Origin of the sequence: Shewanella holmiensis, from assembly GCF_025370255.1 — a bacterium.
Taxonomy (GTDB): domain Bacteria; phylum Pseudomonadota; class Gammaproteobacteria; order Enterobacterales; family Shewanellaceae; genus Shewanella; species Shewanella holmiensis.
The window spans coordinates 331681-345363 of record NZ_JAMTCD010000002.1 but is presented as its reverse complement, the minus strand read 5'-3'; the positions used below and the strand labels follow the sequence as shown (position 1 = coordinate 345363).

Sequence of the window (13683 nt, the reverse complement as noted above, 5' to 3'; positions counted from 1 at the left end):
ATCACCTAAAGTAAGATGACATTTTAATATTATTGTTAGGATTGAGTTACGGGCGAGATTTTATGGCGGTATGCACCAATAAAAAAGTCAGGCCGGAGCCTGACTTTAACAAAACTTTTACTGGCTTAACAGTGTTGGAAAAACTCCGTTACAAACAAGATAACTGTGGCAGTTATCCTAACGCTACAGTGAGCTGTGCAATCACGATAATCACACCCATTAATCCAGTGACGATTAACGCGGGTATACCGCCAGCAACCTGATATCCACCTAAGTTTTGCGCACGTTGTTTTAGTGCCATAGCAATAGGTAACAAGATAATCATCACGACTAAAGGAATGGCTGCAAAGCCCAGTACTTTAAAAAAGCCATCTGGGTAAAATAATGCACACAGCAACGGTGGAATAAAAGTAATTAACCAGGTTTGTATTCTACCGACTAAGTTGTTGCTTGCTCTGGTGAGTTCAGCAACATAATCAAATAAACTCATGGTTACCCCTAAGAAAGAGGTTATCAGGGCTAGATTGGCAAAAATATCAATACATTGACTAACAATTTCAGATTCAGCTAATCCTTGAAGCGCTAACACCAATTTAGGTAGTGATCCCTCTAATCCGTGTACCGTTGGACCGCTTAATGTGCCTAAGGTAACAAGTAACCACAATATATAGCAGACTAAAGGGATGGTAGAGCCGATAAGCAACACTTTGCGCAATGAAATCGCATCGCCATCTAAGTATCTAACGATAGTGGCAATACATACATGGAATCCAAATGAGGTAAAGACTACCGGGATCGCAGCAAGCCACAGATGGTTTAATTCGCTGCCCTGAGCGACTTCACTGACGGTATTGGTTAATACTACAGCTAGGTTTACATCAGGTAATAAGAAGGCAACCACTAAGACTAATAACATCACCATTGCACTAAACAAAAGGCGCGATACTTTATCAATCCAAGTGACGCCCACTGCAATGATGCCACCAAATACAAGGGTAAAGAGGATTACCGCGCCTTGGTTGCTTAGATCGACTCCCAAAGGGGCAAGGCGAGTTTCAAGTAAAGATGAGCCACCCATCAAGTACACCATGGTGAGGGCAAATAACAGGCTTAAAAATGATCCACCTTGAATTAACTGCCCCGTTTTACCCAATGTTTTACCGGTAATAGCATGCACATTGTCACCCACTCCAGTACGCAAATTAATTTCTAGCATTAATAGTGCGGTGTAAGCTGAAATGCCCCAAATGACGATAAGAAGCAGAAGTGCAGGTATAATGCCTAATGCTGCGGTTGCCAATGGTAGTGCTAACATACCACCACCGATTGCGGTGCCAGCGACTATTGAAATCGATCCAAGTATTTTAAAATTCACGAACGCGTCCCAAAAATTATTATTCTAATTGCAAACGACAGTAGCAGAATGCCAACAACTCAAGCAAGTGACTTACACCTTTAAAGGGCTTTAGCACTGTTTAGAAACAATTACATAACATTTGTGAGCGATTAATTAAACCTTGTCATTGCAATGGTGCAGCATTACAGTTCGATATATTGATCCCATATTTATATTAGGGTATATTGCCGCCTCGTTTAGGGGAGTAGCTAGCTTCAATTGGTTTTTTACACATCATCAATTCAGGCGTTTATATCAACATAATTGGCCATATCGCCATGGTATAAACAACAAAGATAATACTTTGTTAAGCAAGACCTAGTACGGTAATAGCGACTTTGAGGGTAGGCTATTGCTTGTGCTTGGTTAAACTTTACCCTCAACTTTAGGATATTTCTGTGGAAGCACTTTTCACTTCAACCTTCACGGTAGCTATAGCTGAAATTGGCGATAAAACTCAACTACTTGCATTACTGTTAGCTGCAAGATTTCGCAATAAATCGGCCATCATTCTTGGTATCTTCCTTTCGACATTGATTAATCATTTTGCTGCTGCCTGGCTAGGTCAATTTGCCTTTGGTTGGCTTGACCCTCAATGGGCGAGTTACTTGATCGCCGCATCTTTCTTTGCCATCGCAATTTGGGTGCTTGTGCCAGATAAAATGGATGATGACGATAACCGTTTTTATAAACTCGGCGCTTTTGCTGCAACCTTTATGTTATTTTTTATTGCCGAAATGGGTGATAAAACTCAAATTGCTACTGTGGTGCTTGCGGCTAAATATGATGCGTTATCGATGGTAGTGTTTGGCACTACCTTAGGTATGTTAATTGCTAATGTGCCGGTTGTATTACTTGGACATTTTAGTGCCGATAAGCTGCCGATGAAATTAATTCATCGATTATGTGCAGTATTGTTTGCGCTTTTGGGTATCGCAACCCTCTTTTACTAACAGGTTTAGGGGGGTAGACATTGGGAGACTCATGTCTAACCCCTTAGCTGATGAGGGCATTGGACTAAATCATACTGTTGTAACGTGTGTTCGTTGGTTATTAATTTGTTCGGTAACATCTATCTGAGTTAAGGTTTCAAATTTATTAGCAACGATATCTACGCTATATTCATCCGACAGTTTTTGGGTAAACCCCAGCGGGTTATTAATTACTTGGACGAGCTTTTCAGCCAATATTTCGGTGTTTTTCTCTAATGGCTTATAATCTAATTCGGTATTAGCCTTTTGATTATTTTTCATTTCTGGAAAAAGATTAATTAAACCAGGGAAGTCGTTACCCAGCACCTCTTTAGCGCCAATGGTTGTCGTTGAAACGATAGGGATATTTAATGCCATTGCCTCTAACAGCACATACCCCATAGATTCAAATTCAGAGCATAGCACTAGACATTTTGCCTTTACTAAAATATTCCAAGGGTTAGCTTGGTTACCGAGAAAGTGGATCTTATTACTCAAATCACTTTTACTCGCCATTGAGTGGAGTTTTGCCGTTATTGGGCCATTTTTTTGAGGTTCATCCCCGATAAAGACCAAATCCACTGTTGAGTTGAGTGCTTGATTCTCTAAGTATGAGGCTAACAGTATGTCTTGTTTTTTTTCTGGACCAAAACGTCCAATATGGACAATAAAATGCTTTGGTAAATCAATATCACACGGCTGTTTGGCTTTTTCGACCACAGAGTGCGCATCAAAAGGATTTGGTAGGTATACAGGTGATTGTTTTGTAAAGGGTGTGAGTCGGGTAGCTAATTGATTAGATATCACGAAGTTATTGCGACTATAGTGCTGTTGATGCAATTTAATCCGTTGCTTCACTCTGCCGAAAAAGGATGTTGTTTGAGTTAACTTATATGTTGGATCGCCATGCACAATCGTAACTGTCCCCTTTTTGGGTGCGTAACGATGTGCGGCATTATTGACTAACACCAATAATTCAGAAGGTTTAACTTTATAACTAAGTAACTGCCACTTTTTAATCGCTTTTACTGATGAGAAGGGGAGCCATCTATTGAGATCATCCTCAGTACTCTTACCTAAATTCCATATTTCAATGGTATGTCCACGTGATGCTAATGCTTTAGATAGAAGCAATGTTGATGTTTCTGCTCCGCCATAACAGATATGCCTGATGACAAATATATATTTCATAAAAATACCTGTAAGCGTGATAATTAACGCTTAATATTTCAAAAATGAAGAGATTTTTGATGTTGTTACATGACGGCTCGGAATCAATATTCACTGGAAAGAGCATGCAACACCTTTATTTTAAGCTGAGTAGCTAAGCTGATTACAGGGGATTTTTAGAAGTGTGATCTTGCGCATGTTAAGTGTTAGGTTATTGTTTTTTGTATAATATTTTTGTTGTGTTGATACGCTATTTCTGTAAAAAAAATGTGCGTGTGCCTGTTTTTTGAATAAGGTTTAGCCACACTTGGTTGTTGTTAATCATGATGGGGACAAGCAAATTAACAGGGGGGGGAATAGCAGCAAAATAGACTGGCATAAGATTATGCTTAACAGTCTATGCTACTTTAGATTATTTCTGAATTTTGCAATTCATCGGTGGTTGATCAAAAAGCGTCAAGGTGGCTTCTTGCTGATGGGTCCATAAGGTTGCATTTTGAGCTTGGTATTTGGCGCCGGATGCCGTACGGGTAAGTAAACCTACGGCTGGTTCACTAAGTTGTTGCGCCTTGTTATAACTAAAGACCGCTGCAGGGATTAAGGTATCATTATAAAAATAAACACTTAATTTAAATGCTGCTTCATTGTTACATACATAATACGTTGCACTGGGCACCTCAATGCTTGCTGTTGAAATTTGCAATTCAGTGATACGAGTTTGATAACTTGTAAGGGTGCATTCGGTTTTGTCATCTGCTTTCCAGCAGTCGTTACGGCCTTTAATCCAGCCGCGTTGTTGGGCTTTCAAGGTTTGGGCATCATCACTGCTAAGTTGCTTAATAGCTTGTGAATATAACGGCTGCAACTGTCTATCTAGCGTCGATAACTCATCAGATTGACATATTAATTCTTCAATTGAACCTTGGGCTTTACTGCAGTCATAACTGGGTGAGGACGAGTTTGCTAAAGCTGAGCAGCTTAACCCTAAACTGGCTAAACTCAGTATCCATAAATTTTTCATCCGCTGATTTCCTTCGTTACTTTACGAGATAGTTACTTTACAAGATAACAATCATGACTTAATTGTCAATTTAGTGGCAAATTAACATCTTGTTTTACAAGATAACAATCATAACTTAATTGTCAATTTAGTGGCAAATTAACATCTTGTCATCTTGCAGGTAAAGTCTCTATCACTCAGGATGAATCATATTTAAGCTGTGGTATTAATGTTGTGACCTGTGTTTCCCACTGGCGCAGGAGGAACCGCTGCTTCAATAAGTTGCATTGCCATTTGCCCTTCAACTTTCTGTTGATTTTTAGCCATAACGGCAACCTTGAGGCTGCTGGCTGAATCGATAGAAGTAGGCATATTGCTTGGGGCATTTACTGAAATTGTCATAGAAACCTCGTTTTCATTACACACAAAAATTGTGCTACTTCATTTTATCGGCGGTTTGCCAATATTCTATATGATAATAGTGTATCAATATGCATCTTGCCAAAAGGTTATAGATTGCGCGCAATTAGATTATGATATACTGACTCGAAATTGAGAGAGGATAATTATGTCATCAACCAACCCATTAGCACTTGAAAATCAGGTGTGTTTTTCCTTATATAGCGTGACTAACGCGATGATCCGCGCATATCGTCCCTTGTTGGAAGAGTTATCACTCACGTATCCACAATATTTAGCCATGTTGGTTTTGTGGAAAGAGCCTGGTATCAGCGTTAAAACCTTAGGGGAAAAATTGCATTTAGACTCTGGGACATTAACACCATTACTAAAACGTCTAGAAGTAAAAAAATTAGTGATCCGCGGTCGCAGTGAGCAAGATGAGCGAGTGCGTGTGTTACATCTTACTAAAGAAGGCCAAGCATTACGCCAACAAGCAGAGAAAGTGCCTGAAATGATGCGTTGTAAGGTTGGCGGTGATATTGAGCAATTGCAACAGCTGAAAAGTTTGTGTGATAACGCATTAAAAGTATTAAATTCGGATAAGGCTTCAAGTTGTGAAATGTGAGTATTTTGAAAATGGCCAATGCTTATCTTGTAGAGATATTCAAACGCCGATATCACAGCAATTACAGCATAAGATGATTAAGCTGAAACAGTTTTTTGGTTCGTTACCGGTTGCGCAATGGCTTGATCCGATAGCAAGCCAAGAAAATCATTTTCGCAATAAAGCCAAAATGGTCGTGTTAGGGGCGGCACATCAGCCTATTTTAGGTATTGTCGATCCCCAAGGGCAACCCGTAAGTCTTTGTGATTGTCAGTTATACCCTGATGATATGCAGCAACTACTGCAGCGATTACAGCATTTTGTGCAAACAGCCGGTATTCCGCCTTATCGAGTGGATAAAAGTAAAGGTGAGCTTAAGTTTATCCTGTTAACCAGAAGCTATATTTCCGGTGAGTTTATGCTGCGCTTTGTGCTTCGAAGTGAGCAAGCCATTGCACGAATTCAGCGTGAATTGCCTAAACTCATGGCCGATGTCCCCAAAATCAGTTTGGTTTCTGTCAATCTGCAACCAACTCATATGGCCATTTTAGAGGGTGAGCAAGAGATTTTCTTGACCGAACAAACCCGTCTAGCCGACAAGTTTAATGATGTACCTTTGTATATTCGCCCTAAGAGTTTTTTTCAAACTAACCCTGCGGTAGCACAACAACTTTATCAAACTGCCCGCGAGTGGGTAGGCGCATTTAAGCCGCAACATATTTGGGATTTATTCTGTGGTGTAGGAGGATTTGGTCTTCACTGTGCAAGCCATTCGATTCGTTTAACCGGCATTGAAATTGAAGCTGAAGCTATTGAATGCGCCAAAATGTCAGCGACAGAAATGGGGCTGAACAACATAAGTTTCAGGGCATTAGATTCAACTGACTTTGCTAACGGTGTTGATGTAAATGACAGACCAGAGTTGATCATTGTTAACCCGCCAAGACGCGGAATTGGTGAATCTTTGTGTCGGTCTTTGTCTGAGTTTGCGCCTAATGCCATCCTCTACTCAAGCTGTAATCCTAAAAGTTTGGTAAAAGATTTGGCGATGATATCAGGGTACCGGATCACCAAAGTACAGTTATTTGATATGTTTCCACACACAGATCATTATGAAGTGCTGGTGATGTTAGAAAAAACACCGCTTAGTCATTAAATGTTCATATTAATGTCATAATCTTAAGTTGTTATCTTAATCAAAGGATCTGCATATATGTGGCAAATATTTAGTCGTTTTCTGGCATTGGGCTTAATTAGTTTTGGTGGTCCAGCGGCGCATATTGGCTATTTTAGACAGACATTTGTGCATGAGTTAAATTGGTTAGATGAAAAACAATATGCCAGTATTGTGGCACTAAGCCAGTTTATGCCAGGCCCTGGATCCAGCCAGGTAGGATTTGCTATTGGCTACCATAAAGGTGGTTTAATGGGGGCCTTGGCCGCCTTTTTGGGGTTTACGCTACCGTCTTTTTTGTTGTTGTTTTTATTTGCGGTTTCAACCGCAAGTTGGCTGCAATTAGATTGGGTGGCAGGGGCGATTCATGGCCTTAAATTACTTGCTGTGGTGGTGGTTGCTGACGCAACCTTTGGCATGTTTAAACAATTTTGCCAACGTAAAACAGCCCAATGTCTAATGATGTTGACAGCGGTTTGTATCATATTATTCCCTTCTTTAATGACTCAGATAGCAGTATTAGTGGTCGCGGCTATTATTGGCGGCCTGGTGTTAACTCGCGGTGAAAATATCTCACCAGAAGCGCCTGAGATTAAATTAAATTGGGGATGGTTAGTTCTCTTCATTTTGGGGTTAATCGCGTCATTCATTCTAGCTTCTCAGCCAGATAGCCTAGGGCAAATTTTTGGTCAGTTTTATCAGGTCGGCAGTTTAGTGTTTGGTGGCGGACATGTTGTACTGCCGTTACTGGAAGCCAATGTGGGTGAACTAATCAGTCAAGACCGTTTTTTAACTGGTTATGCATTAGCACAAGCTGTACCTGGGCCAATGTTTACCATGGCCACTTTTTTAGGCGCCGATATTTGGCAAGAATCACCTATTTTAGGAGCACTCATTGCGACAACTGCGATTTTTGTTCCAGGCTTTTTGCTAATGTTAGTCACACTTAATAGCTGGGGGGCGATTAGTCAGCGCCCCATTATCGCTGGTGGCTTGGCGGGGGTAAATGCTGCGGTTGTTGGTTTGCTATTGGCAGCCTTGTACCAACCTGTTTTTATTACTGCGGTTAATTTATCACTTGATATGGCTTTAGCGATATTAGGTTTTGGGTTATTAAAAATATTTAAACCTAATATTGTCTATCTAGTCGTAGGTTTTGCCCTTGCTGGCATCATCACCAGTTTGTTTCAATAAATACATTCCCCATATGAATTCAATCTAATTAGTATTTCAATATCATGGTGTTATCTAGATAAGCTTCATCAACAGCCGCGGAGTTTAATGGCATATAAAAGGTCAAAAAATGTGATGGAAGTTCATATATTACCACTGTTTTAACGCATGCCCCTTTAACGTGTCTATACTCATACTTGAACATATATTGTTCATATATGATTAAGTCATAAAAAGGTCTCAAGTTATGGAATATTTATCACTGCGTAATAAGCTGCTTGCCCTTTCTCTTGTTCCTCTTACTTTGATTTTAAGTGTGGTTCTGGTGTTATTCTATGTGAACGAAAGTGATTCATTAGAAGCAGATATCACTGACTTTAGACAAGAGTTGGTTTTAGAGCGTAAAAAGCAATTAAAAGAAGCGGTTGAAATTGGTGTCGGAGTGGTCAGTTATCAGCGCGCTTTAGGTGAGGCTGGTAATGTGAATCAAGCATTACGTGATTTACGCTTTGGTACAGCAGGTTATTTTTTTATTTACGATACCGATGGCAATAGTGTTTTTCATGCGGTGCAACCTGATATTGAAGGTCAAAATAAAATGGATATGACCGATCCCAACGGCACTAAAATTGTCGTTGGCCTGTTGAATGCTGCCCAGCATGGTGATGGTCATGTGACTTACTTTTACCAAAAACCCAATACCCAAGGGCTAACAGAGAAGTTAGGCTTTGGTGCAATGATCCCTAATACCAATTTGATGTTAGGTTCTGGTGCTTATATTGATGATATTGATGAAGTGACGGCGAGTTTTAAGCAAATTAAAACCGAACAAATGCATCAAAATTTAATGATGTTTATTATTCTGACATCAACTTTAGGCCTACTCACTACGGTAGGGGTCATGTTTACCGCGAAAGCGATGGTGCAACCCATCGAAAATATGGCCAATTCATTGAATGATATTGCCAGCGGTGAAGGTGACTTAACCAAGCGTCTTGATGTAAAAGGCAAAGATGAAATCGCCAAGTTAGGCTTAGCTTTTAATGTGTTTGTTGATAAGCTGCAAAATATCATTAGCGATGTATCTGTAGCCACCAATGATGTTAAACATGCTGCTAAAAATATCAATGAACAAACGGTAACTATATCGGATCAGCTGTATAGCCATAACAGCGAAATTGACCAAATAGTCACCGCAATAACTGAAATGTCTGCAACTGCACATGATGTCGCCCAAAATACTAATCGTGTTGCAGAATCTACCCAAACGGCATCTGGCTATGTCATGCAAGCACAAGAGTGTGTTGATAACTCATTGTCTGAAGTCTCAGAGTTGATGATGCAAATCGACGATGCGGCCACCAATATTCAATCGCTAAGTGAGCAGTCGAAGAAGATTAATTCAGTACTCAGTGTGATTGGCGGTATTGCTGAACAAACCAATTTGTTAGCATTAAATGCTGCCATTGAGGCGGCAAGGGCGGGTGAGCAAGGGCGAGGCTTTGCTGTGGTGGCTGATGAAGTACGTAATTTGGCTAGTCGAACTCAAACCAGTACTGTTGAAATTAATGAGATGCTGACTGAATTACATCGTTCCGTTTCGCAGGCGGTTGACGCCATGGATAAAAGCCAAAAAAGTGGTATTCGCTCGGTAGAGTCCTCTAAAGCGATTTCGGAAAGCTTAGGCGCGGTAACATCTTCGGTTACCAATATTAATGACATGAGTACTCAAATCGCGACCGCAGCAACCGAGCAGAGCTCGGTTACCGAAGAAATCAATCGCAACATTACCTCAGTGCAAGAAATCGTTAATCAGTTACTCGACTCAAGCCGTCAGGCTGCTGATATGAGTAATAGCGTCGCTAATTCAGGTAATCATCTGAGTAAGTTGGTCGACCAGTTTAAGATTTAAGCTGTGAAATGAACCTGAACCGCTTTTTAGCGGTTCATTTTTTTGACAAATACCACCACGAATAATGCGATAGTAAAACTGCCGGTAAAGGCCTCAATTGCGGCAACGGCTTTAGAGTAGCCGATGGGGATGAAATCACCATAACCTAAGGTGGTAAAAGTTACCACGGAATAGTAAATGCAATTGAGTAGCAGATTAATGTTCTGTTCAAAGTTATTTGAAAAGTTGAATTGATGAATTTGATTGCTGTAGCTGAGTCCTGTGAAAAAGTAGCACAGAGCGCAAAAGAAAATCAGCACCATTGAAAAACCTATGACCCTTAAAGGGGCTTCTCCGTATCCACAGAAAAGATCAATAGACTTAGAAATAATCCGAGTGGATGACCATTTCGGCATTTGGTGGCGTCGCATAATCAGCTCTTTACGCATAAAGTGCCCCGCCATAGCAAACAAGCCCTCGCGATCAGCGGCTTTGCGTAAATCACGATAAATTTCTTCAGACTGCTCATAATAGTCTAAGGCTATTTCAACCTCCCCAAGCTTGTCGGCTTCTCTTGCCATGCGTTCTTGTTTGATTTGTTTGCCGGTATAAATATTTTCAATTTTGGTGCCTTTCCACTTTACGCCTAATAAATTGGTATTGGTCAAGTTAGCGCAATGTACATTGGCATCTCGCAAGTCAGCCTTCATTAAACTGGCATGCTCGAGATTCAAATTAAACATATGTGCGCCTTGCAGATTGGCACGATAAAGCTCAGCGTGGGTCATATCAAACCCGGTTTTAGAGTGATGTTTAACTAAATCGATGCCACTTAAGTTAGCGCGCTTTAAGCTTATGCCACGAAGCATTCCACCAGTACGAGCGAATGCTTCAAGCCTGACTTTATCGTCAGGCTTATTCTTAATGATGCGGGGGTCATGCCAGTAACAAAGTCCTGATGGCTCAGCAACTTCATGGCAAGAAAACCCTTCATCTTCATGGTAACAACAAGTGGGTTTCTCTTGGTTCATTATTACAGTATAGCCAGCGATTTTGGTCTTGATGTAGGTGAGTGAAATTTATTCCAGCATAGATTGTTAATTATGCCTATTTCGGTCTAGGTTTAGTGTCAAGCTTGGGGTAAAATACGCCGTTATACCTTTTGTTAACCGCTATTTTAAAGTTGAAAATTCATGTTTGAAGTTAATCCGGTAAAATTCAAGATTAAGGAGCTGGCCGAGCGCACAGAGCTTCTTAGGGGGTACCTTTGACTACGCTGCGAAAAGCGAGCGTTTAGAAGAGGTTAGCCGAGAGTTAGAAAGTTCTGAAGTGTGGAACGAACCTGAACGCGCCCAAGCCTTAGGCAAAGAGCGTTCAGCATTAGAAGCTGTGGTTAAGACCATTGATGATATGGACAGCGGCCTTGAAGATGTAGAAGGTTTATTGGAATTAGCCATTGAAGAAGATGACGAAGAAACCTTCAACGATGCCAGCGATGAAATCGCCAGCTTAGAGGCGCGTCTTGCTGATTTAGAATTCCGTCGCATGTTTTCGGGCAAAAATGATGCAGCAAGCTGTTATCTTGATATTCAATCAGGCTCAGGCGGAACCGAAGCACAGGATTGGGCCAATATGGTCTTGCGCATGTATTTGCGTTGGGGTGAAGCCCATGATTTTAGCCCTGAATTAATTGAGGTCACCGCAGGTGATGTTGCAGGCATTAAAGGCGCAACGATTAAATTTACCGGTGAGTATGCTTTTGGATGGATGAGAACTGAAACGGGTGTGCATCGTTTAGTGCGTAAATCGCCATTCGATTCTTCAGGTAAACGCCACACGTCATTTTGCTCAGTGTTTGTATATCCTGAAATCGAAGATGACATTGAAATTGAAATTAATCCTTCAGATTTACGCATTGACACCTACCGCGCATCTGGTGCCGGTGGTCAGCACGTAAACAAAACGGATTCTGCGGTACGTATTACCCATCTTCCAACCAATACTGTGGTGCAGTGTCAGAATGACCGCTCACAGCATAAAAACCGTGACTCGGCATTCAAGCAGTTGAAAGCCAAGCTATACGAGTTGGAAATGTATAAACAAAATGCTGATAAGCAAGCCGCTGAAGACGCCAAGTCGGATATCGGTTGGGGCAGTCAAATTCGTTCATACGTTTTAGATGACTCGCGCATTAAAGATTTACGAACAGGGGTTGAGAATCGTAATACTCAATCTGTGTTGGATGGCGATTTAGATAGATTTATCGAAGCCAGCCTAAAATCAGGACTTTAATCGAATTAACATTCGCGCGAGGGCTTGCCCTCGCAAGTACACACGAGAATATACCATGACTGAACAAGTACAAGATGAAAACAAACTGATTGCAGAGCGTCGTGCTAAATTAGAGCATATCCGCACTAACTGTCCAGCTAACGCGCACCCAAACACATGGGAACGCAGCCATAAAGCCGCAGAGTTACAAGCTAAATATGGTGAGAACACCAAGGAAGAGTTAGAAGCATTAGGTTTTCAAACCAGTATTGCTGGCCGTATCATGGCTAAACGTGGTCCTTTCTTAGTGATCCAAGACGTATCTGGCCGTATTCAAGCTTATGCAGAAAAGTCTGTTCAAGGTGATTTAAAAGAACGTTATCAAGGCCTAGATATCGGTGACATTATTGGTGTTAAAGGTCAGTTGCATTTATCTGGCAAGGGCGACCTTTATGTCAATATGGAAGAGTACCAATTGCTGACCAAAGCATTGCGTCCTTTACCAGAGAAATTCCACGGCTTAACAGACCAAGAAATGCGTTATCGTCAGCGTTATGTTGACTTAATCGTTAACGAAGACTCGCGCAATGCATTTGTAATGCGTTCTAAAGTGGTTTCTGCTATTCGTAACTTCATGATCAAAAAAGAATTCATGGAAGTTGAAACCCCAATGATGCATGTTATTCCTGGCGGTGCTTCAGCACGTCCATTTATTACTCATCACAATGCATTAGACATGGCCATGTACTTACGTATTGCGCCAGAACTGTATCTAAAGCGCCTAGTTGTAGGTGGTTTCGAGCGTGTGTTCGAAATTAACCGTAACTTCCGTAACGAAGGTTTATCACCACGCCATAACCCAGAATTCACTATGATGGAATTCTATATGGCTTACGCTGATTACAAAGATTTAATGGATCTTACCGAAGAAATGCTTGGCTCAATTGCCCAGGATTTATTAGGCAGTACTAGCATGCCTTACGGAGAAGAAACCGTTGAGTTTGGTGGTAAGTATGCTCGTTTAAGCATGTTAGAAGCCATTCAGCTGCACAACCCTGATAATGCAACCATTCAAGCAATGACTTACGAGCAAGTTAAAGACGTTGAGTTCATGCGTGATTTAGCTAAGAGCTTAGGCATCAAGTTAGAGAAATTCTGGACTTGTGGTCAACTTTTAGAAGAAATCTTTGGTGAGACAGCTGAGCCTAAGTTGATGCAACCTACTTTCATTACTGGCTACCCTGCGGATATTTCTCCGTTAGCGCGTCGTAATGATGACAATGATTTTATCACCGACCGTTTTGAGTTTTTCATCGGTGGTCGTGAAGTGGCCAACGGTTTCAGCGAGTTAAATGACGCTGAAGATCAAGACAACCGCTTTAAAGCACAGGTTGATGCAAAAGATGCCGGTGATGACGAAGCTATGTTCTATGATGCTGATTACATTACGGCGCTTGAGCACGGTTTACCGCCAACAGCGGGTCAGGGTATTGGTATTGATCGCTTAGTGATGTTATTCACTAACACTCATACCATTCGTGACGTGATCTTGTTCCCAGCGATGCGCCCACAAGCATAATTGTTGGTTAAGCCTTTGGCTTAACGATTTGCATTAAAAACCAGCCTCTTCG

12 protein-coding genes are annotated in these 13683 nt (G+C 41.2%); 7 read left to right on the top strand and 5 right to left on the bottom strand.

From position 1 onward, the window contains the following. Nucleotides 1-172: 172 nt before the first annotated feature. The gene (locus NE535_RS03060) at nt 173-1375 is read right to left on the bottom strand and encodes an aromatic amino acid transport family protein (protein ID WP_261297217.1); all 1203 of its coding nucleotides are present in this window, start codon (nt 1373-1375) and stop codon (nt 173-175) included. A gap of 419 nt (nt 1376-1794) precedes the next feature. Here NE535_RS03060 and NE535_RS03055 point away from each other — a divergent pair, with 419 nt between their 5' ends. Further along, nucleotides 1795-2349, top strand: a complete 555-nt coding sequence (locus NE535_RS03055) for a TMEM165/GDT1 family protein (RefSeq protein WP_261297216.1) — start codon at nt 1795-1797, stop codon at nt 2347-2349. A 69-nt stretch (nt 2350-2418) separates the two neighbouring features. Here NE535_RS03055 and NE535_RS03050 read toward each other — a convergent pair whose 3' ends face one another. The 3 genes from NE535_RS03050 to NE535_RS03040 form a co-directional block, all read right to left on the bottom strand. Beyond that, nucleotides 2419-3558: a glycosyltransferase gene (locus NE535_RS03050; RefSeq protein WP_261297215.1), complete on the bottom strand. Its 1140-nt coding sequence runs from the start codon at nt 3556-3558 to the stop codon at nt 2419-2421. 391 nt (nt 3559-3949) lie between these two features. After that, nucleotides 3950-4558, bottom strand: coding sequence for an MliC family protein (locus NE535_RS03045; protein ID WP_261297214.1), 609 nt, complete (start codon nt 4556-4558; stop codon nt 3950-3952). A 192-nt stretch (nt 4559-4750) separates the two neighbouring features. Continuing rightward, nucleotides 4751-4939, bottom strand: a complete 189-nt coding sequence (locus NE535_RS03040; protein WP_261297213.1) for a cytoplasmic protein — start codon at nt 4937-4939, stop codon at nt 4751-4753. Between the two features lie 166 nt (nt 4940-5105). Between NE535_RS03040 and ohrR the strand changes: the two genes are divergently transcribed. The 4 genes from ohrR to NE535_RS03020 all read left to right on the top strand — a co-directional run bounded on the left by ohrR (nt 5106) and on the right by NE535_RS03020 (nt 9802). Beyond that, entirely contained in the window at nt 5106-5564 is a 459-nt protein-coding gene (gene ohrR, locus NE535_RS03035) for a transcriptional regulator OhrR (protein ID WP_261297212.1), read from the top strand. Between the two features lie 37 nt (nt 5565-5601). Beyond that, nucleotides 5602-6699 (top strand): 23S rRNA (uracil(747)-C(5))-methyltransferase RlmC, encoded by a 1098-nt coding sequence (gene rlmC / locus NE535_RS03030; protein WP_425347438.1) that lies wholly within the window; start codon nt 5602-5604, stop codon nt 6697-6699. Nucleotides 6700-6756: 57 nt separating this feature from the next. Then, nucleotides 6757-7911 (top strand): chromate efflux transporter, encoded by a 1155-nt coding sequence (gene chrA, locus NE535_RS03025; RefSeq protein ID WP_261297211.1) that lies wholly within the window; start codon nt 6757-6759, stop codon nt 7909-7911. Between the two features lie 226 nt (nt 7912-8137). Beyond that, on the top strand, nt 8138-9802 hold the full coding sequence (locus NE535_RS03020; protein ID WP_261297210.1) for a methyl-accepting chemotaxis protein: 1665 nt from the start codon (nt 8138-8140) through the stop codon (nt 9800-9802). 26 nt (nt 9803-9828) lie between these two features. Here NE535_RS03020 and NE535_RS03015 read toward each other — a convergent pair whose 3' ends face one another. Further along, on the bottom strand, nt 9829-10812 hold the full coding sequence (locus NE535_RS03015) for a pentapeptide repeat-containing protein (protein WP_261297209.1): 984 nt from the start codon (nt 10810-10812) through the stop codon (nt 9829-9831). Between the two features lie 162 nt (nt 10813-10974). Here NE535_RS03015 and prfB point away from each other — a divergent pair. Further along, nucleotides 10975-12073, top strand: a protein-coding gene (gene prfB, locus NE535_RS03010) for a peptide chain release factor 2 (RefSeq protein WP_188840196.1) whose coding sequence is annotated in 2 segments (ribosomal slippage) — nt 10975-11049 and nt 11051-12073 — 1098 coding nt in all. Because the reading frame shifts where the segments join, the coding sequence is not laid out codon by codon here. 55 nt (nt 12074-12128) lie between these two features. Next, nucleotides 12129-13631 (top strand): lysine--tRNA ligase, encoded by a 1503-nt coding sequence (gene lysS / locus NE535_RS03005; RefSeq protein ID WP_261297208.1) that lies wholly within the window; start codon nt 12129-12131, stop codon nt 13629-13631. Nucleotides 13632-13683: the final 52 nt, after the last annotated feature.

Coding starts and splice junctions, on each gene's coding strand:
- NE535_RS03015 (WP_261297209.1), bottom strand. CDS start 10,812: ATGAACCAAGAGAAACCCACTTGTTGTTACCATGAAGATGAAGGGTTT.
- NE535_RS03020 (WP_261297210.1), top strand. CDS start 8,138: ATGGAATATTTATCACTGCGTAATAAGCTGCTTGCCCTTTCTCTTGTT.
- NE535_RS03045 (WP_261297214.1), bottom strand. CDS start 4,558: ATGAAAAATTTATGGATACTGAGTTTAGCCAGTTTAGGGTTAAGCTGC.
- ohrR (WP_261297212.1), top strand. CDS start 5,106: ATGTCATCAACCAACCCATTAGCACTTGAAAATCAGGTGTGTTTTTCC.
- lysS (WP_261297208.1), top strand. CDS start 12,129: ATGACTGAACAAGTACAAGATGAAAACAAACTGATTGCAGAGCGTCGT.
- chrA (WP_261297211.1), top strand. CDS start 6,757: ATGTGGCAAATATTTAGTCGTTTTCTGGCATTGGGCTTAATTAGTTTT.
- NE535_RS03050 (WP_261297215.1), bottom strand. CDS start 3,558: ATGAAATATATATTTGTCATCAGGCATATCTGTTATGGCGGAGCAGAA.
- NE535_RS03040 (WP_261297213.1), bottom strand. CDS start 4,939: ATGACAATTTCAGTAAATGCCCCAAGCAATATGCCTACTTCTATCGAT.